Annotated in this window: 10 protein-coding genes; all 10 read left to right on the top strand. The window is 47.0% G+C overall.

Features of this window, described 5'->3' with window-relative positions; genetic code table 11:
* The first annotated feature begins 217 nt into the window (after positions 1-217).
* The 10 genes from NYP69_RS04105 (at position 218) to NYP69_RS04060 (ending at position 20686) form a co-directional block, all read left to right on the top strand.
* Positions 218-1606, top strand: a complete 1389-nt coding sequence (locus tag NYP69_RS04105; protein WP_004133338.1) for an extracellular solute-binding protein — start codon at positions 218-220, stop codon at positions 1604-1606.
* A 70-nt stretch (positions 1607-1676) separates the two neighbouring features.
* The gene (locus NYP69_RS04100; RefSeq protein ID WP_016798349.1) at positions 1677-2612 is read left to right on the top strand and encodes a carbohydrate ABC transporter permease; all 936 of its coding nucleotides are present in this window, start codon (positions 1677-1679) and stop codon (positions 2610-2612) included.
* Entirely contained in the window at positions 2609-3442 is an 834-nt protein-coding gene (locus NYP69_RS04095; RefSeq protein WP_004113800.1) for a carbohydrate ABC transporter permease, read from the top strand. Before NYP69_RS04100 ends, NYP69_RS04095 begins: the two co-directional genes overlap by 4 nt.
* A gap of 69 nt (positions 3443-3511) precedes the next feature.
* Entirely contained in the window at positions 3512-6301 is a 2790-nt protein-coding gene (locus NYP69_RS04090; RefSeq protein ID WP_473410637.1) for a glycoside hydrolase family 31 protein, read from the top strand.
* Between the two features lie 628 nt (positions 6302-6929).
* Positions 6930-14159 (top strand): peptidase, encoded by a 7230-nt coding sequence (locus NYP69_RS04085; protein ID WP_473412962.1) that lies wholly within the window; start codon positions 6930-6932, stop codon positions 14157-14159.
* Positions 14160-15136: 977 nt separating this feature from the next.
* Positions 15137-17044, top strand: a complete 1908-nt coding sequence (dnaK, locus tag NYP69_RS04080; RefSeq protein WP_473412961.1) for a molecular chaperone DnaK — start codon at positions 15137-15139, stop codon at positions 17042-17044.
* Entirely contained in the window at positions 17044-17871 is an 828-nt protein-coding gene (gene grpE, locus NYP69_RS04075) for a nucleotide exchange factor GrpE (protein ID WP_473412960.1), read from the top strand. Before dnaK ends, grpE begins: the two co-directional genes overlap by 1 nt.
* A gap of 221 nt (positions 17872-18092) precedes the next feature.
* The gene (locus tag NYP69_RS04070) at positions 18093-19136 is read left to right on the top strand and encodes a DnaJ C-terminal domain-containing protein (protein ID WP_353938661.1); all 1044 of its coding nucleotides are present in this window, start codon (positions 18093-18095) and stop codon (positions 19134-19136) included.
* 95 nt (positions 19137-19231) lie between these two features.
* Positions 19232-19840 (top strand): heat shock protein transcriptional repressor HspR, encoded by a 609-nt coding sequence (locus tag NYP69_RS04065; RefSeq protein ID WP_016806621.1) that lies wholly within the window; start codon positions 19232-19234, stop codon positions 19838-19840.
* Between the two features lie 132 nt (positions 19841-19972).
* A complete protein-coding gene (locus tag NYP69_RS04060) occupies positions 19973-20686 on the top strand; it encodes an HAD family hydrolase (protein ID WP_473412959.1) in 714 nt (237 codons plus the stop codon).
* Positions 20687-20714 lie beyond the last annotated feature (28 nt).

Genomic DNA, 20714 nt, shown 5'->3' with positions numbered 1-20714 from the left:
CGCATCTCTTGTAATCACCCTGCTTCCAGTTATCATAAATGAAAAGGTTTACATTTTTAGACACGCCGCCTAAAAAGTATTTATTCATGCAAAAATAGCCTAGTATTAAGGATTCAAAATGAAAACCTTTACATTTACATTTTTAATGTTTGACCGAGCTAAACGTAAAGCAATATTATAAAGTTACCCATCAATTTCACGAGGAAGTGGAGTAGTAATGAAAATTAAAAAAATATGCATATCCTGCATAGCAGTTTTAGGAATGATTTCTACGCTTGCCGCATGTGGGAATAGTGGTGCAGCAGGAGTAACCGATACAAAGAAAGACAAAGGCCTAGCTGTTATGGGTCAAGCTTTAAAGTATGACCCGAATCATTTAGTAAATCAAGGAAAGCCAATCCAACTCGAGTATTGGAGCTGGGGAGATGCATCCACCGATCCAATTTACGAAATGATTAAGGATTATCAAAAGATTTATCCAAATGTGAAGTTTAAGACTAAGAACGTTGCCTGGGATGATTATTGGACAAAGCTTCCACTTGCTCTAAAAGGAACAAAAGGCCCAGCTTTGTTTAATATTCACAATTCCAAAGATGAGCTTATTCGCCCATACGCTGCTGACTACAAGATTGACAAAGCTGCTATGGAATCGGATTACGCAACGGCGAGTGCGCATGAAGATGCTAAAGGTAATGTAAAGTACATTGATTCTGTAATCAACACGGGAAACATCTACTACAATAAGAAGCTTTGGAAGGAAGCTGGTTTAACTCAGGCAGACATTCCTACGACTTGGGATGAGTTGCGCGAAGTGGCAAAGAAACTCACTAAGTGGAATGGTTCCAAGATGGAACAGGCTGGATTCAACGTGAATGGCGATGCTTATGCTGCAATCAATCAAGGATTGAACTATCAGCGTGGTGAACTTGCTTTTGATGAAAGTGGCAAGAAGCCTAATTTTGACAACAAAGTCACGCGTGAAAACATGAAGTTCTTGAAGAATTTGTACGACAAAGACAAGGTTATTTCTACTGACTTTGGCACGGATTACACGCAAAGCTTTGGAAACGGCCAATCTGGAATGGTTTATGCCTGGGGATGGCTCGAAGGTGTGCTAAAAGAAAAGTACCCAAATATTGAATATGGAGTCTTCCCAACTCCAACATTCACAAAAGAAAAGCCATTTGCGTACGATCGCTACAATGGAGAATCCACTCCAGGAATTAACGCGCATCAGTCGAAAGAGCAGCAAGAGGTTGCTCAAGACTTTATTAAGTTCATTCTTGCTAACGACGCGTTTATTCGCTCGGCAGTAAAGCATTTGAACTCGTTCCCAGCAAAGAAGTCTTTGCAAAACGATCCTGAGATTCTAAAGGCTCCAGTAATGGCTGCGATTCAGCCGCGTGCAAATCGCCTAATCTGGCCAGGAATCACGCCTTCTACCGTGGAAACAAGTAGCAAGGCTGCTTTCCAGAACGTTATGCAAAATGGTGAGTCTATTGATGATGCAATCAAAGAGGCTCAGGCAACAATGGTCAAAGATATGAAGAATTCTAAGTTTACGTCTGCAGAAAGTAAGTATGAGTTCTTCAAAGAGCACAAGTAAAAACAAAGCAGACTAGTTAGCTAGTTGTAAATCGTAATCACTGTGCTCAGTAGGTAAGGCAAGGAAAATCATGGAACAAGTTAATCAGGATTCTCATTTGAGCAAAATGAGAAAACATAATGGTGGTATGTTAAAAATAAGCACTGCTCTTTCTCGAACCTTCTCCTTTCGGAATATAGCAGTAGTGTTTCTGATTGTTTATTTTGTGATTTTTCTTGCCTATCCAATATATAAGGCTTTTGCAGGCAGCTTCCATGAATGGAATCCGCTTGTTGGAACATACAATTGGGTTGGGCTGGATAATTTTAAGCAGATTTTAGTAGATAAGTTATTCTGGAAGTCCATTGCAAACACTGCAATCTTTACGTTTGTATCTGTTGTATTCCGCGTTATTCTTGGCATTGGTTTTGCAATGTTGTTAAGCTCCAAGCTTGTTAAGTGCAAAGATACTCTGCGAGGTCTTTTCTACATGCCAACAATTACGCCGTTGGTGGCAGTGAGCTTTGTGTGGATGTGGATGTTTGACCCGCAGTTTGGCATGATCGATAGGGTTACAGGCTTAAATATCAACTGGTTGCACAGTTCCACTTGGGCTATGCCAGCAATCATAATAATGACAATTTGGAAAGATTTTGGTTACGCAACGGTGCTTTATTTGGCTGGATTAATGAATTTGCCAAAAGATGTTTACGAAGCGGCGGAAATCGACGGCGCTAATAGCGTGCAAAAATTCTTTAGAATAACAGTTCCATTGCTAAAGCCAACAACACTTTTTATAGTAATCACATCTATGATTGGCTATATTCAAGCGTATGTTCAGATTCTTGTTATGACCAATGGCGGCCCAGGAACATCAACGTACACAATCAGCTATCTGATTTTTGATCAAGCGTTCCAAAAGTATAACTTTGGAATCGCATCTGCAATGAGCGTCATTCTGTTTATAATCACTGGAATCCTAACATTCATAATGTTTAAAGCGTCTAAGGATAGTGAGTTAGTATGAAAAAACAAAATCTTAAAAAGAGCATTATTGGATGGTTTCTAACAATATTCCTATTCTTATTGTCTTTCTTAACAATCGTGCCATTTATTTGGATGTTTGTATCTTCCTTTGCTCCAAACAGCGACATTGTGCGCATAGATGGTGGGTTGTTCCCAAAGCCGAGTACGTTTGGGAATTACGTTGGGATTCAAGAGAAATTCGACTTTTTGAGGCTATTCTTTAACTCATTGTTTATATCGGTAGTTAAAACGGTAATAGCCATTTACACGAGTGCCGTTCTTGGATATGTGTTTGCAAAAATGAGATTCCGTGGCAGAAATCTGCTTTTTGGAATAGTAATAAGCACGATGATGGTACCGTGGGCAGTAACAATTATTCCTCAATACGACATGATGACTAGCTTTGGTTGGCAAGACACGTATCGCGCGCTTATAGTTCCAGGCTTAATAAGCGCATTTGGAATCTTCTTATTCCGACAATCAATAAGCGGAATATCCGACGAATTGATTGAAGCAGCAAAACTAGATGGAGCTTCGGATTCTAGAATATTCCACAGAATAATTCTGCCAATGAGCCACAATACTATTGCTGCGCTCGCGATATTTACGTTCTTGTGGAATTGGGAAGACTATTTGTGGCCATTCCTTATGATTACAGACGAGAAAAAGCAGCTTCTTGCAGTTGGATTGAAGACGTTTAGCGGAAGATTTGGAACTGACTACGGCGGTTTGTTTGCTGCGGCATCGCTTGCTATTATTCCTGTAGTAGTAGTGTACTTGGTGTTCCAAAAACAGTTTATTGCTGGAATTTCAACTGGTAGTGGCAAGTAGAAGTGGTAAGTAGAGAAGTCGCAAGTAGATGTTGCAAGTAGATGTTGCAAGTAGAAAAGGGCAAACCGAATGACTTTACAAGACGCACGCGGTGTTAAAGACGCGCACATTTTTTACGATTACGCTAAAAATCCGCTGTCTAAGGCAAAAGAATCGCAGGTTATAAGCGGCAAAAATTGGCGAATCACGTTAATCACGGATTCGCTTGTGCGCCTTGAGTGGAGCGAAAACGGCGAATTTGTAGACGCGCCTACGCAAACAGTTGTAAGACGAAACTTCGAGGCTGGCACGCAGTTTGCCGCGGAAAAGTCGCAAGCAACCGAAGATGAAGCATCGCGCGCTTTTAATCAAAAATCTTCTAATCCAAAATATAGTGTAAAAAACTTGGAAAATGGCTGGATAGAAGTCGAAACCGAAAAACTGTTGATTACGTACAACCAGCAGCCGTTTAGTAAAGAGGGCTTGAGCATTGTTGTGCGCGGAGTGCCAGGCTCGCAATTCAACACATGGCATTACGGCGACGAATGCCACGGCAATTTGCTCGGCACGGCGCGAACAGTGGACGAGGCGGATGGTGCTGTAAAGCTTGGAATGGGCGTAATATCTCGCGATGGGTGGGCCGTGTTAGACGATTCGCGCTCGGCACAAATCGCGTACGCGGCTGCTGTTGATGGAAAAGAAAACCCATACGGGGCATGGGTGGAGCCGCGCGCAAAGGCGAATGGCAGTGGGCTTGGCGAATCTGCCGAATCACCTAAATCAAACTCTAAAGACTTATACTTCTTTGGCTACGGTCACAACTATATAGGCGCAATTCGCGACTTTTACAAGCTTACGGGCGCGCAGCCGCTTCTTCCGCGATTCGCGCTAAGCAACTGGTGGAGCAGGTACTACAGGTACAGTCAAGACGAATATTTGCAGCTGATGAGCCGATTTAAGCGCGAAGGCATACCGTTTTCTACTGCCGTAATCGATATGGATTGGCACGTAACGGATGTTGACCCAAAGTACGGTTCGGGATGGACTGGCTACACGTGGAACCGCGATTTGTTCCCAGATCATCGCGCGTTTTTGCGCCAACTTGCCAGCGAAGGGCTTACTGTAACGCTTAATTTGCATCCGCGAGACGGCGTGCGCGCGTTTGAAGAAGACTATGCGCAAGTTGCGAGCGATATGGGAATTGACCCTGCAAGCGGCAAGGCAGTTGAGTTTGACCTTACAAATCCGCGCTTTTTGCGAGCATACCTAAACATGCATCGGCGCATGGAGAACGAGGGCGTTGGGTTTTGGTGGATTGATTGGCAGCAGGGCGGAGTTACAAAGCAGGCTGGCTTGGATCCGCTTTGGATGCTTAACCACGTGCATTACCAGGATTCGGGGCGCGGCGGCGCGTGGCCGCTTACGTTCTCGCGCTATGCGGGGCCAGGCTCGCACCGCTACCCAGTGGGATTTTCGGGAGATAGCGTAACAACGTGGGATTCGCTGGCTTTTCAAACTTACTTTACTTCTACGGCCTCCAACATTGGCTACGGCTGGTGGAGCCACGATATTGGCGGACACATGCTTGGTGTGCGATGCGATGAGCTGGAGGCGCGCTGGTATGCGTTCGGAGCGTTTAGCCCGATTAATCGACTTCACTCCAGCTGCTCGCCGTTTGCAGGCAAGGAGCCGTGGAACTTCCCTGCCGAGACGCGAAATGCGATGGTTAAAATGCTGCGACTTCGCGCGCAAATGCTGCCTTATTTGTATACGATGAACTATCGCGCGGCGGTTTGCGGCAGGCCGATTGTAGAGCCAATGTATTGGCAGTCGCCAGAAACGCTTGCAGCGTACGAGATGCCGAACGAGTACCGTTTTGGCAGCCAGCTTGTTGTTGCGCCAATCGTTAGCAAGGGATGCGCGCAAGTTGAGCGCGGGTGCACTGCCGTTTGGCTTCCAGAAGGCGATTGGTACGATTTCTTTGACGGAAGGCGCTACGTTTCGCGCGGCGGTGCGGGTCGCAGATTTGAGGTTTGGCGAGGAATCGACCGCGTGCCAGCGTTTGCGCGCGCTGGGGCTATTGTGCCAATGCAAGTTTTGCCGAGTGAAGCGGATTGTGCAAGTAGCGAGCAGGCTGCGGCGCATGTTAATAGCGTTGAAAATCCGCGATCTTTGCGCATTCTTGCATTCCCAGGGGATTGCGGCGAGTTTGTTATGCGTGAAGATAATGGCCGCTTTGAAGACGCGTGCGCTGGGAAAACTGCCGATACGCGCATGGAGTTGATTTGGCGAGATGGCAATGGATCTACACAGTTTGTGATTGATGCAGCAAAAGGATGCGCTAGTGCCGTTTCTTCGCTGCCTTCCAATCGCGATTGGAGCGTTGTGTTTAAGGGCGTTGCTTGCCCAGACTTTTCGCGTGTTCGCGTTTTTGTTGGGGAAAATCAGCTTGAATCTAAAGCTGTAGAAGTTTTATATGAAGGCGAAGAGGGCGACTTAAGCCTTACTGTTTCTGTGCGCGATGTGCCTGTTGGCGATTGCGTGCGCGTGATTGTTGATGGCGGACTGTGCATTGCGCAAGACCCTAAGATTGGCGATTGCTACAGGTTGCTTTTACAAGCGCAAATGCCGTACCGCGGCAAGGAGATTGCTTTTGATGCGATTCGCCAAGCTGATGGCAGCGCGAGTGCTATAAGTGAACTTTGCGCGCTTGAGTACACTAGCGAGAGCGATTTTGACCGCTACCAGCAAAGCGTTGACTTGACTAACGCGCATGCGCCGCAGCATCCAGAGGTTGCTAAGTGGGCGCAATGGAAGTGCACGCTGCCTGATTCGGTTAAGCGCGCGCTTGAGGAGATTTTAATTCGCAGCGCGCTTTGACAGAGCTTTAACTGAGCTTTGACGCTCGAACGATTTTCCGCTTTTTGTACCAAATTTGACCAAAAATGGTACAAAAAGCGGAAAACAACTCCGTATTTTTGATCTAAAACACGTACAAACTCGGGAAAAACCCTCCGCACTTTGTACCATATTTGGCCTAAATCACGTACAAAAAGCGGAGAAAACTTCCGCACTTTGTACCAAATTTGACCTAAATTACGTACAAAATGCGGAAAAAGTTGATGCTTGCGGCGAATTCATAAGCGCGCTACAGAGGGTCTAGAAATGCGAGTTGTCTTATATACAAATGTTTAGATAATTAAGCTAAAAATGGCGTCTGGCGTGTTAAAATCGCAAGTGTTTTCTAAAAAATCATCTCGCAAAAACCCTTGAAATAAAAGGCCTGGGGGGGGGGGGGTATGTACCCCCAAGAGCTATAAACATTTGTTTATGTAGTGTCAAAAATATTCTCTAAATGTTATAATGACTTGTTAAAGATTGCTGCTTCTTTATAGTTGCACGCTATTGAAAATTAAATAACTACCTTTAGAACTTATGACTTTTTGTCACTCATGGTTAGAGCGTTCAAAACTTTTTGACTATTTGTTCTAATAGAAAGAAGAGGAAAATGACTACAAAATCTGGTAAGCACGCAAACAAGATTGCAAAGAATGCATTTGATTCTGCAACCAACAATGGTGTTACAAAGGCTGTTGACATGCGTAAGGTGGCCGCTCTTTCTGCTGGAGCTGCTGGCGTGATTGCTGGCGCGGCGATTGCTTTTGGCGCAACTCCTGCAATGGCGGCGGATACTACTTCTACGCCTGTTGATACTTCTACGTCTGCAAATGCGCAGGATTTAACTGCTAAGAAGTCTGATGAAAAGCAGAAGTCTGATGAAGAGCAGCAGGCTGATGAGGCTAATAAGAAGACTACAGATAGCACTCCAGCACCTGATAACACTACTTCGAAAGCTAGCACTTATGCAGCAAGTAACACTCCTGCAGAAGCTTCAGCTGGCCCAAATTATGGCCAGGTGCGTGAAGCTGACCCTGCGCCAGCTCCAAAAGTTAACAGCACAATCGAACTTTCACAAGATAAAAAAGACACGCTCCCAAACATGTACGCATGGGGCTCTTCCGACAATGTGTACATTGAAAAGGGGCAAAACCAATCCGTTACCTTTAAATTTGCAAAACCTTCTGACGGTAGCACCATTACCAAAGTAGCAATTTTCCCATCTGATGGTAATACTGTTGATAATACTAAAAGTAGAAAGTTCCTTGAATATTATTCCGATGCTGCTGCTGTAAACGAGCATCAGCCATATTCAGGTACATACGAATTTAAAGTAGACACTGATGGTACAGCTACGCTTACCATGACCAAGCTTTATAGAGATGGCAATCTTAAGAGTGGAGAAAGCTACTCTGCAAACCGTTGCATTTATGTGTACGGTACAGATAAAGACGGTAAAACAGTAGTGCTGTACAAAACAAACATTGTTCGTGCAGCAACACTTATTCCACCTAAAACAGCTGGCTCAATTGTGCTGAAGTATAACGAAGAACTTACCGCACAACAAATTCAAGATAAGCTAAAGGCTGCCTTAGATGCTCCTACAGAAGCAACTGGTAAAAAATCAATTCGCGATCAAATTACAGCTGCAAGTACATCTAGAGGCGTGGGTGGACGCACTGGAGAGAATGGCGCATTTGTTCAGACGCCAGATACTGCTGAAAACAAGGTAATTATTACAGACCAGAATGCTTATGATGCTAATCAGTTAGCTACCGTTATTAACAAGGTAACTTCAAAGACGGGCGAGCCAACAACATATGTGACGGGCGTGAATAACCTCAAGACCTACCTGGTCTCTGACCTCGGCTACAAGTCCGAGGCGCTCGCCCTTACCGTTGCGCGCTATGACACGCGTATCGAAAAGCCGATTGTTGAGGACCCGACTAATGTTTCGACTGAAGTTAAGGAAGAAATCGCAAAGAAGCTTGCTCAGCTAAATCATGTGCCGCAAGACAAGGTTACCTTCAACGATAAGGGCGAAGCTGTAATCAACTTCGACGGAGTGGATGCTGCGGACGCTCCTAAGATTCCTTTGCGCGATCTTGTGTTGAAGAAGCTTGAAGAAAAGGATGTTACTGTTCCAACTGGCGATAAGGCAGTCTTTGTTGCTAATCCACTTGGCTACTCCAATGCCGAACTTGACCGAATTAAAACAGCTATTTTTGAAGCTAATAAAGGCAATAAAGAGCTTGGTCTTACCAGCACAGATCAGATTTCGCTTTCGTACCTTACTGGCGATCTTACTGCATCTGGTGATGCTAATAAGGGTATCTCTAATGGTCAGGCGGAAAACAAGATTACCGTTAAGATCAAGACTGACAAGTCAGTTGCTGAGTTTACATCTAATGTAAAAGAGAGCAAGCTCACCAAGCTTCCAGACATCCGCAAGGATTACGACGTTACTTGGACTAAGACTAAGATTGATGGTCGCGATACCGACGAAGGTATTTCTTGGAGTAATGATCAGAAGACCACTATTATCTACCGTTACGATCCAACTAAAGCAGAAGAATTTGATACAACAAAGATTCTTGGTTTGCTGAAAGCTAAACCAAAGGATCCAAAGTCTGGTTTGCGCGACCTTACAGGCGGCGAGACGCTTGCCTATGAAGGTACAAGTAATCATTCGCGCAAGTCGCACATGAACTATGCGTTGCAAAATGAAGAGCCAACGGGCGAGCTTACGCTTGGCAATATGGGTGGCGCTTATTGGTCTGGGAATCAGAAAGTTTCTAATTCTGACGTAGACCTCGGTGATAATTTATCAGATGCTGGTTCGTATTCATGGGATACAGAGGCTGGCTCTGTAACGGTGGCTGCTAAAAAGGGCAAGATTTTCAAGGCGCGCCTGTTTGTTGAGCCGTATGCAATGACATACTATAAGCATGTTTATCTGGAGCAAGGCCGCAATCCAGGCAATACAGCAAAAGCAATTAACGTTATCTTTGTGCCGCAGACGAATCATAAGAAGGATGACCTTTCTAAGTCGATTGACGAGCACAAGCTTGCTGACGATAAGAAGACTCCAACCGAGGCTAAGTACTACAACGCGTCTGCTGATAAGAAAGATGCGTATGAAAAGGCATTAAAGACTGCAACAGACTTGCTTGCAACTGTTAAGGACAAGCAAGAAAAAGACCTTACCGAAGAGCAGAAGGCGCAAATCGATAACGCTACGATTAACCTTAACAAGGCACGCGCCGAGCTTGATGGTGCTGACACCAACAAGGATAAGCTGAACGCCTCGATTGATGCTAATGGTAAGGCTGCCGAAGGCGCTACTGCTGAAAAACCTGGCACTGTAACTACTGACAGGTATAAGAACGTTACTGATCAAGCATTCCAGACCGACGATGGAAAGCCTGATGCTAAGAAGAATGAGGCTGCCAAGAAAGCCAAGGAAGATTACGACAAGGCTCTCGAAGAAGCCAATAAGGTAAAGGAAGACAAGAACGCCACACAAAAGGCCGTTGACGAAGCCAAGGCTAAGCTGGACGCTGCGCGCGCAAAGCTTAACGACTTTACCACTAGCAAAGACAAGCTGAACGCTGCCATTGCTGAGCATGGTCAGGTAAACACGGGCGATGCGACTAAGCAAGGTGACGAAAAACTCAAGACCGCCGACCCAACCTACCAGAACTCTACTCCTGAACAGCGCAAAGCCTACGACGATGCCGTAGCAGCAGCAGATAAGGTCTCCAAAGATCCTAACGCTTCTCAAAAGGAAGTAAACAAGGCTATTGATGATCTTAAGAAAGCTAAGGCAGCACTTGATGCCAACGCAACCGACAAGTCTCCTCTTGCCGCTGCGGTGCAAAAGAGCTTCGATAATCCTGATCCAAACGATGCTACCAAGCAAAGTGTGTTCTACAAGAACGCTAAGGCTAAGACTAACGATCCTGCTGCTCAGCAAGTTGTCACAAATTATGACAACGCGCTAAAGAAAGCTAAAGACGTCCTCGCAGACAAAAACGCTACCAAGAAAGACGTTGAGGACGCCAAGAAAGCGCTTGAAGACGCTGAAGCAGCACTTCATGCTGACAAGTACTCTACGGATAAAACCGATCTTGGTAAAGCACTTGCGGACAACTTCAGTGGTTATCTGATGCCGGCCTACTTCAACGCCTTTGATAAAGCGCAAGCAGGCGACGAGCAGGCTAAGAAAGACTTCAAAGCCTATAACGACGCTTATCACGCTGCAAAAGACTTGATGGATGAATTAAATAAGCCTGGGAGCACCGTAGATCAGAAAAAGGTTGATGCGGTTAAAGAGCAGCTAATCGCTGCTCGCAAGATTATTGACACCTACGCAACCGACACCAGCAGACTTTCGGCTGCTGCGCTTAATGACTTTGCAATACAACACAGCCCAGCCTACGCGAATTTGAAAGAACTTGCCGAAAAGCAAAATCCTAGTGAAGAAGAAAAAGCTAAGGTAGAAGCTGCTAAAAAGGCTAAGGAAGCGTATGAAAAGGCAGCAGCGAAACTAACAGCTGCGCTTACTAACACGCTTCCGAAGGATCAAGCAAATGGTCATGATATTCCTGATAACATTATCCCAAAGGAAGATGGCGACCCTAACGATAAGGACTACCTGAAAGACATTCAGGCGCACAAAAACGGTGAGCCGCTGAACAGGGATGTTGACACAATCCTTAAGGAAATGAACGAAGCAGCGAAGGCGCTGGATAAGTTTGCGACTAAGACCGACGAGCTGATTAAGTCGATTAACGAGGACGCAACCACTCATCCAAGCCCTGCGTTTAAGAACGCGTCGCAGCCAAGCTTCCAAAAGCCTGATGGCTCGGGACCGGATGATGCCAAGAACGCTGCTGCTAAAGCGGCAGCAGATGCCTACGGCAAAGCACTCAACGAAGCCAAAGACTTGCTCAAGAAGCCTGATGCTACGCAAAAGGAAGTCAATGATGCGTTGAAGAAGCTTGACGACGCTCGCAAAGAGCTTGACAAGTACAACACCGACACCACCAAGCTTGCGGAAAGCGTAAAAAAGCACGGTTCTACAGAGGGTCCTGCGCCTACGGAAGGCACGCAAACTTCTGATGCGTATCGCAATGCGTCTGATCCTCACTTCTTAACTGCTGATGGCAAGCCTGATACTAAGAAAAATGATGATGCCAAAGCGGCTAAGAAGGAGTATGATGAAGCTTTAACAAAAGCTCAGGAGCTTTTGAAGAAGCATGATGATAAAGACACGCCACTAGACGCGCAGCCAACTCAAAAAGAAATCGACGACGCACTGAAGACTCTTGACGAAGCTCGCAAGAAGCTTGAGGATAACTATAAGACTGTTACTACTGGTCTTGAGACAGAAATTAACAAGTCTACTGCTGAACATGCTCCTGCTGTTACTGAAGGCGACTTCGAGAATACGCCAGAGTTCAAGAATGCTCAAGCTAAGACAAGCGATGGTAATGAAAATGCAGACGTTACTGCTTACAAGAATGCTCTTGCAAATGCTCGCAAGTTAGTAAGTGATGCAAAGGATACAAACAAGAAGAACGGCGAACGTCCAACGCAACAGCAGATTAACGATGCGTTCGATGCTCTTACTGCAGCTAAGAAGCAAATTACTGACAACTACAAGACGAATTTTGAAGCGTTGACTTCTGCCAAAGACTTTGCAGATGATGGCTTCAAGAAGACGCCTGAGTACAAGAATGCTCTTGCTAAGAAGACTGCTGGTGATCCAGGTGCTACAAATGACTTGGGTGAAGATGGCAAAGACACTGGCTTTGAGAATGTTCTCAATCAAATCAAGCAGAAGCTTAATGATGATAACTGGAAGAAGACAGCAACTCAGAAGTCTGTAAACAACTTGCTAAAGAAACTGCAAGCAGCTCAAGACAAGATTGCTAACAACTACAAGACTGATGCAAAGCTTCTTGAAAACGAAGTCGGCGATAAGGACGCACAGGGTCAACCTGTAACACCTCCGTTCGAGGCGTCGGTTGAGTACAAGAACGCGCTTGAACAGGCAAAGACGGAAGATCCTGCTACAACGGATGCTAACTCAGCAACCAAGAGGCTTGCTGCTTATGTCGAGAAGCTTGCTAAAGCAAACGAGCTTATTGAAAAGGTGAATCACCCTGATCCAAACGCGAAGCCAGAAGATCGTCCAACTCAGAAGCAGGTTGATGATGCTCTTGCGGCTTTGAAGAAGGCCAAGAAGGATATCGACGACAACTTCAAGACCAAAGTCGATAAGCTCCAAAATGAAGTTGACGACAAAAACGAGGATGGTACTGCGCGTACTCCAAAGTTCGAAGAATCAACTGAGTTTGCAAACTTTAAAGGAAAGACTAAGGATGGCAAAGAACCTGAGGATCTAACTGCCTATAAGCAAGCTTTGGCTAAGGCTAAGGAACTCATCGACAAGAACGATGGTAAGGTCACGAAGGATGGCCAGGAAGTTGACGTTCCAAAGGATCAGCTCCCAACTCAGCAAGAAGTTGACGAGGCTAAGAAGGCTCTTAAGGAGATTAAGGACAAGATTCTTGCTAACTACAAGACCAATCCTGTTGAGCTTCAAAAAGAAGTCGACAAGTCTAAGGACGGCGACGACGACCAGCGTGACACCACGTTTGAGAATACGCCTGAGTTCAAGAATGCCGATGCTAAGAAGGGTGAAGACGGCAAAGACAATGCAGATATGGCGGCCTACAAGAAAGCTCTTGGCGATGCCAAGAATCTCCTTGATAAGTTTGACCGTACTACTGGCAAGCCAAAGACTGATCTCCCAACAGGCGAAAAGGCTCCAACCCAACAGGAGCTTGATAAGGCTCTAGACGCCTTGAAAGCCGCCAAGAAGAAGATTACTGACGGCTACAAGACTGATCCTTCTAAGCTGAAGTCTGAAGCGGATGCTGATCCTGACTTCACCAAGACGCCTGAGTACGTAAACGCTCAAGCTAAGGGTGATGACGCATCTAAGAAGGATCTTGAGGCTTATAAGAAGGCGCTTGAGGATGCGAATAAGGTTCTTGGCGATAAGAATGCTACGCAGAAGCAAGTTGATGATGCTTTGAAGAAACTCCAGGATGCTAAGTCTAAGCTTACGGATGGCTACAAGACGGATAAGAGCAAGCTCTACCAAGAGAAGGACAATGACCCTGAATTCCGCAAGTCTATTCCGTTCTTGATTGCAGATGGCAAGGATATAGCTGAGTACAACAAGGCGCTGAACGAAGCAAATGCTGTGCTCGCGGATCCGAATGCTACCCAGGCGCAGGTTGATGAAGCGCTCAGAAAGTTACAACGCATAAAGCAGAAGATGATCGACTTATACAACTCGCTCGGTTCGAGTAGTGATGGCGATTCCGATGGCGGCAGCACAGGCGCAAACAACGCGAATGCTAATGCGGTTGATAAGTCTATGTTGCATGCCGAAGTGAATGGCGCGCTTGCGGATGTTGCCAATGGCGCGGGCGCTGCTGGCGCGGCGAATGGCGCTAAGGGTTCTAAGGGCGCACTTGTAGACGCAAGCGTGATTAAGGAGTTTAATGATGCTCTAGAAAACGCTCGCCGCGTGCTCGCTGACCCGAATGCTACACAGGAGCAGGTTGAAGCTGCGACTATGCGACTTCGTGCGGCTCGTGCTGCGCTTAATGCAGCAAAGGCAAACAAGGGCAGCAACTTGCGCGGAAACATGGGAGTGCAAACTGGCGTTGATTCCGCAACGTTAAGCGCGTTCGCTGCTGTGTTTGTTGGGCTGGCAGGACTTGGAGTGTCTGCTAAGCGCCGTAAGCACGCTAGGTAGTTGGCTGTGATGCGCGCTTGCGCTGATGTCTGTTAGTAGCTAATAACCGATATAGCACAAAATGGCTTGCGCTCCGACCTGCCTTTTCGCTTAAAGCGTAGCGCGAAAAGGCAATTCGGAGCGCTGAGCTTGCTCAAGGTTGAAAGCACTGTGTGCTTTCAACGCAAGCGAAGACGTGAGCGCGCTGTAACGCGCGAGCGATATCTCCTATTTGGTATTGCGCGAGGTTTGAGTATTTCTCTCCTCGCAGGCGCGCCAACCTGCCTGAGCGCTAAAGAGCGTAGCGCGCGAAGGCAATTTGGCGCGCTGAGCCGCTTAGCGTAGAAGCACAGTGTGCTTCTACGGCGGCGAAGACGTGAGCGCGGCTAATCCGCGCGAGCGAAACACCTTTACGGATATCTTATGAACGTTAATATTCTAAGGCTTCAGGTTGGCGCTATTTATTGCTCGTAGAGAAATACATCAAACCTTCTGAATGCCTAGAACTTTTGCGTATCTTTCATCACCGAGATTCTCGATTTTTCTTGCTCTCTCGGCGAGTCACCATCTAGCGACGCTGAGGCTCGCCTCGCTAGCGGCGAAAAATCTCGAATCTCTACCCAATTTGGCCTAATCCATGCAACCTATGTAGTGCGATTGTACCTGATTTACGGCGTGTCGTCATACAAACGCACTACATAAACACGCAAAACTGTAGTGTGATTGTACTGAATTTTGGTGTTTTTTGATACAAACGCACTACAAGAAAAATCTCGAATCTCCACCGTGCTCGGCGTAATTTATATAAATAGGTTAAAAAGTTGAGTGGGGGAGTGTTAAGTTTTTGCGAAACGCGCACAAAAATGCTTGACTTTAATAACTTGAGTGTGTTAGACTCAAGTTTTGTAAAAAGAAAAAGCGGCTAGTCGCAAGGCTGGCTGCCAAGAATTTGAGTACATAGATTAAAAGGTACATAGATAAGATAGCTAGGAGATATTATGGGACGCGCAGTAGGTATTGATTTAGGAACAACGAACTCCTGCATTGCAACGCTTGAAGGCGGCAGCCCAACAGTTATTGTTAACGCAGAAGGTGCGCGTACAACACCGTCCGTGGTGGCTTTCAGCAAGTCGGGAGAAATCTTGGTTGGCGAAGTCGCTAAGCGTCAGGCTGTAACAAACGTTGACCGCACGATTAGCTCCGTAAAGCGCCACATGGGCACGGATTGGTCCGTTGAGATTGATGGCAAGAAGTGGACTCCGCAAGAGATTTCTGCTCAGGTTTTGATGAAGTTGAAGCGCGATGCAGAAGCTTACCTTGGCGAGCCTGTAACCGATGCCGTTATTACATGCCCAGCATACTTCAACGATGCTCAGCGTCAGGCAACTAAGGATGCAGGTAAGATTGCAGGCTTGAACGTGCTGCGTATTATTAACGAACCAACTGCTGCTGCATTGGCTTATGGCCTCGAAAAAGGCAAGGAAGACGAGCGCATTTTGGTGTTCGACTTGGGTGGCGGTACTTTCGATGTGTCGCTTCTTGAGATTGGTAAGGATGACGACGGCTTCTCCACAATCCAGGTACAGGCCACTAATGGAGATAACCACTTGGGTGGCGATGACTGGGATCAGAAGATTATTGACTGGCTTGTTGGCGAAGTTAAGAACAAGTACGGCGTTGATTTGAGCAAGGATAAGATTGCTTTGCAGCGCTTGAAGGAAGCTGCTGAGCAGGCAAAGAAGGAGCTTAGCTCTTCTACTTCCACATCAATTTCTATGCAGTACTTGGCAATGACTCCAGACGGCACTCCAGTGCATTTGGATGAGACTTTGACTCGCGCTCACTTTGAGGAGATGACTTCCGACTTGCTCGGTCGCTGCCGTACGCCATTTAACAACGTGCTTTCCGACGCTGGCATCTCCGTAAGCCAGATTGATCACGTGGTGCTTGTTGGTGGTTCAACTCGTATGCCAGCCGTCAAGGAGCTTGTAAAGGAACTTACGGGCGGTAAGGAAGCTAACCAGTCCGTGAATCCAGATGAGGTTGTGGCTGTTGGTGCAGCTGTGCAGTCGGGCGTTATTAAGGGAGACCGTAAAGACGTTCTGCTTATTGACGTAACTCCACTTTCTTTGGGCATTGAAACCAAGGGTGGAATTATGACGAAGCTTATTGAGCGTAATACCGCAATCCCAACTAAGCGATCTGAGGTGTTCTCTACTGCAGAAGACAATCAGCCATCCGTGTTGATTCAGGTATACCAGGGCGAACGCGAGTTTGCGCGCGATAACAAGCCTCTTGGCACTTTTGAGCTGACGGGTATTGCTCCAGCTCCTCGTGGCGTTCCACAAATCGAAGTGACTTTCGACATTGATGCTAACGGCATTGTGCACGTTTCTGCTAAAGATAAGGGCACGGGCAAGGAACAGTCCATGACGATTACGGGCGGTTCTGGTTTGCCAAAGGACGAGATTGACCGCATGGTTAAAGAGGCGGAAGCTCACGAAGCGGAAGATAAGAAGCGCAAGGAAGAAGCGGATACTCGCAACCAGGCAGAATCCTTTGCTTACCAGACTGAAAAGCTTGTGAACGACAATAAGGATAAGCTTTCCGACGAAATCTCTAAGGAAGTTACCGAAAAGGTGAATGCTTTGAAGGAAGCTTTGAAGGGTGATGACGTTGAGAAGATTAAGAGTGCGCAAAGCGAGCTTATGACGTCTGCGCAAAAGATTGGTCAGCAGCTTTACGCTCAGCAGGGTGCGGCTGGCGCTGCAGGTGCTGCGGGAGCTCAGGCTGGCGCTGGTGCTGCTGGTGCTGCATCTGATGCAAATGCAGATGCCTCTAAGGATGACGACGTGGTTGACGCCGAAGTGGTGGACGACGACAAGGACGATAAGGATAACAAGTAATGTCCGAGTTTAACGCCAACGACTACTTGAGTGGTTTGGAAGACGTGCCTTCGGATTCTGGCGATTCGCGTGCGGCGTCTGCTAGCGCGGCCGATAATGCGGCCTATAGCGCTGCAGATGGCGCTGCGGCGCAGGGTGCAGTGCATGAGGAAGCTCATGAGGCAAAGCACGAAGCGAAGCACGCTGCAGCTGCTAGCGATGCGTCGGTGAATGACGCGGCGAGTGATGCGGCGGCGGATTGTGCTGCGGATTGTGCAACGCAAGACGCGGCCGCTAGCGCAGACGCCGCAACGGAAAAGTCGCAAGCAACCGCAGATGAATCTAACGCGCGTAAATCTAAAGAAAATAACAATTCTGCAGATACTCAAAGCAGCGAAGAAGATTCCTTAACGCCTCTTGGCAAAGCCAAAAAAGAGGCGGCGGAGTATTTGGAAGCGTTGCAACGCGAGCGAGCAGAGTTCATTAACTTCCGCAATCGCGCAGCCAAGGAGCAAGATCGGTTCAGGCAGCATGGAATAACAGACGTGCTTACGGCTTTATTGCCAGCTTTAGACGACATTGATAGGATTCGCGAACACGGCGCAATGGACGATTCGTTCAAAGCCGTGGCCGCAAAATTAGACAAGGCGTTTGAAAAGTTTGGCGTAGAAAAGTTTGGCGAAAAGGGCGAAGACTTTGACCCAACAAAGCACGATGCGATTCTACACAAGCCAGATGCAAATGCTACGAAGGAAACGGTTGACGTTGTTGTGGAGTCGGGCTACAGGATTGGCGATCGCGTTATACGCGCGGCGAGAGTCGTAGTGGCGTCTCCAAGCAATGCATAGCAGTGTGCGCAGAATGAAACATCGTGAAACAATGCGTGAAACATCGCTAATGTCAGCGCTTGTTTGGATTGTTTAGCTCACTCGCTGCAATCAAACGTCTACTTGCAAATCCCATGCCTACTCGTGTTGTCGGTTTAGATTCTAAACAGTCAGCGCGAGTAGGTTATTTAGATATAAGTTGTTTAGATAAATGCCAGTGGCTCAAAGAAAAAGGAGCTTAAATGGCTGAGAATGAATGGCTAGCCAAAGATTTTTACAAGATTCTCGGAGTCTCCAAAGACGTCGACGAAGCCACAATTACAAAAGCGTACAGAAAACTCGCTAGAAAATATCACCCAGACTTAAACAAAACTAAAGAAGCAGAAGAAAAATTCAAAGACGTATCCGAAGCGTACGACGTTTTGAAAGATAAGCAGATGCGCGCTCGCTACGATGCGATTCGCCAATTCGGCGCAGGCGGAGCAAGATTCGCTGGCGGAACGGGCGCAGGCGGATTCGACGCAAGCGGATTCAGCGACATTTTCTCATCAATGTTTGGCGGATCGCCAATGGGAGGCGGCTCACGAGTGCGATTCTCCACAAGCGGCGCGGGTCCAGACATGGGAAACATATTCTCCATGTTTACGGGCGGCGCTGGAGCGCAATCATCCGCAGGATTTGGCGGTGCAGACTACGGCCAGTATGGCCAGTATGCTCAATCTGCCCAATCTGCTCCACAAAACACGCCTGAACGCGGCGAAGACATTACAACGGCTATAAAACTAACCTTTAAGCAGGCGTTCAAAGGCGCTACTGTTTCGCTTCGATCGGGCGGAGAATCGTTCAAAACTCATATTCCTGCAGGCGTAAAAGATGGGCAAAAAATCCGCCTAAAGTCAAAGGGAAAGCCAGGAAAGTTTGGCGGCGCTTCTGGAGACATGTACTTGCAAGTGCAAGTGGAAAAGTCGGAGCAATTCTCGATTGAAGGATGCGATTTAGTGGCCACTTTGCCGCTCACTTTAAGCGAAGCTGTGCACGGAGCAAAAGTCACGCTTAAAAACGTAGACGGCGAGTCGATTGTGTTTAAGGTGCCATCTGGAACTTCGAGCGGCAGCAGAATACGCGTAGAAGGCGCAGGCGTGCCAGGCAAAAATGGCGCGTTTGTTGGAATTGCGCAAATACATGTTCCAAAAAAGCCAACAATGGCGGTAAAACATGCTGCAAAAGAGTTTGAAAAGGCGTGTGGCGAAGATTACGAGCAAGAAGTGAAGGATTTGCGCGCATAGCAACAAATCGCTTAGCGTTTGTGTTTGCGTATGCGATTGCTCGTAGTCGTAGCAATTGCTCGTGGGAATAGCGTTTGCGTGTAGAAAGGAAAGTAATGGCTAGGTTGGATCGCCAAATTAGGGCGCTGTATGAGATGTGTGCAGTGGCGCTAGTGCGCGGAAATGCAACGCTTGACGGCGCGGACGAAGTGGGCTTTAAAATCGACATGCCGATTTTTACCGTGAGTCACGTAGCCAACCTAACCGACACGCATCCGCAAACGCTTAGGCAATACGATAGATTGCGCTTGATTATGCCGCAGCGCACAGAAGGCGGAGCCAGAAGATACTCGCTTAGAGACATAGATAGGCTTGTGCAAACGCAAAAGCTGAGCCAAGAAAACGGCGTGAATCTTGCTGGGATTATGCGGATTTTGGAGCTTCAAGAAGAAAATCGCCAGCTTAAAAGGCAAGTGAGGCGCTTAGTTGACGAGGCGGCGAGTGCGGAGCGAAACATTTTTGCGGCGAGTGCAGACGGAAACATTGTAGAGGTTCAGCGCTCGCAGCGCGCAAAGGATTGGCGCCGAGATATTCGCGTGCCTCAGCGCGAGTTGCCGTCGTCTTATGCAAGAGGCAATAATGGCGATTCGCAATATAATGATTATGCGAGCAATGATTTAGAAGACGATAGGTCGATTGTTTTGTGGCGCGCGTTTGGGCTATAGCGACTACGCTAACAAGTGCCTGTATAAACATTAGTTTAGATTTTTCTAAATACTAGTCAAATGCTTAAATATAAATGTAAATGTAAATATTATAAATATTGCGTATGTAAAGCGACAAAATAAAGGGTATTAATGGCACTAAACACAACAGCAGCGCAAAACGCCACAAATCGCAAGTTGGCAGCAGTTTTTTGGGATATGGACGGCACGCTAATCGACTCAGAGCCGTATTGGCACGAGTCCGAAATCCAAATCGCAAAGAAACACGGCGGCGAGTGGAGCGAAGAGCTTGCATGGCAATACTCGGGCGGCTCTCTAAAAGACGTTGCCGAAGCTATGATTGCGCGCGGAACAAAGATGGGCGTTGAAGAGATTGGCAACGCAATGGTGGACTATGTTGCCGAGCGCGAAAGCGTGGAAGTTCCATGGGTGCCAGATGTTCTAGATCTTTTGCAAAAGCTTGCCGATGCAAAAATCCCTTCGATTTTAGTAAGCAATTCACCAAGGCGACTTGTTGAAAACATTGTGAACCATGCGCCAAAAGGTGCGTTTGCTGGTTTTGTTTGCGGAGACGATGGGTATGCTACAAAGCCAAGCCCTGAGCCGTATTTGGCTGCAGGTAGGCTGCTTGGCATTAGCGCGCAAAACATGAAGTATTGCATTGCGATTGAGGATTCGTTTGCAGGGCTAAAGTCGGCAGCGGCTTCGGGAGCAACCACTCTTGCGCAAAGAGCGTATTCTAACTTAGACGTTAGCGGCGGGCCGCAGTTTGCAGACTTAGACGGCTACAAAGACCTTACGCCGCAAGCGCTTGAGCGCTACATTATTGATCGCATTGCTCAGTAACTAATACGGATTTTCCCGATTTTGTACC

This window comes from Gardnerella sp. c17Ua_118 (assembly GCF_055804255.1).
The sequence above is the reverse complement of the archived record's forward strand: the minus strand, read 5'-3'. Positions and strand labels throughout refer to the sequence as shown.

Coding starts and splice junctions, on each gene's coding strand:
- NYP69_RS04105 (WP_004133338.1), top strand. CDS start 218: ATGAAAATTAAAAAAATATGCATATCCTGCATAGCAGTTTTAGGAATG.
- dnaK (WP_473412961.1), top strand. CDS start 15,137: ATGGGACGCGCAGTAGGTATTGATTTAGGAACAACGAACTCCTGCATT.
- NYP69_RS04060 (WP_473412959.1), top strand. CDS start 19,973: ATGGCACTAAACACAACAGCAGCGCAAAACGCCACAAATCGCAAGTTG.
- NYP69_RS04100 (WP_016798349.1), top strand. CDS start 1,677: ATGGAACAAGTTAATCAGGATTCTCATTTGAGCAAAATGAGAAAACAT.
- NYP69_RS04065 (WP_016806621.1), top strand. CDS start 19,232: ATGGCTAGGTTGGATCGCCAAATTAGGGCGCTGTATGAGATGTGTGCA.
- NYP69_RS04095 (WP_004113800.1), top strand. CDS start 2,609: ATGAAAAAACAAAATCTTAAAAAGAGCATTATTGGATGGTTTCTAACA.
- grpE (WP_473412960.1), top strand. CDS start 17,044: ATGTCCGAGTTTAACGCCAACGACTACTTGAGTGGTTTGGAAGACGTG.
- NYP69_RS04090 (WP_473410637.1), top strand. CDS start 3,512: ATGACTTTACAAGACGCACGCGGTGTTAAAGACGCGCACATTTTTTAC.
- NYP69_RS04070 (WP_353938661.1), top strand. CDS start 18,093: ATGGCTGAGAATGAATGGCTAGCCAAAGATTTTTACAAGATTCTCGGA.
- NYP69_RS04085 (WP_473412962.1), top strand. CDS start 6,930: ATGACTACAAAATCTGGTAAGCACGCAAACAAGATTGCAAAGAATGCA.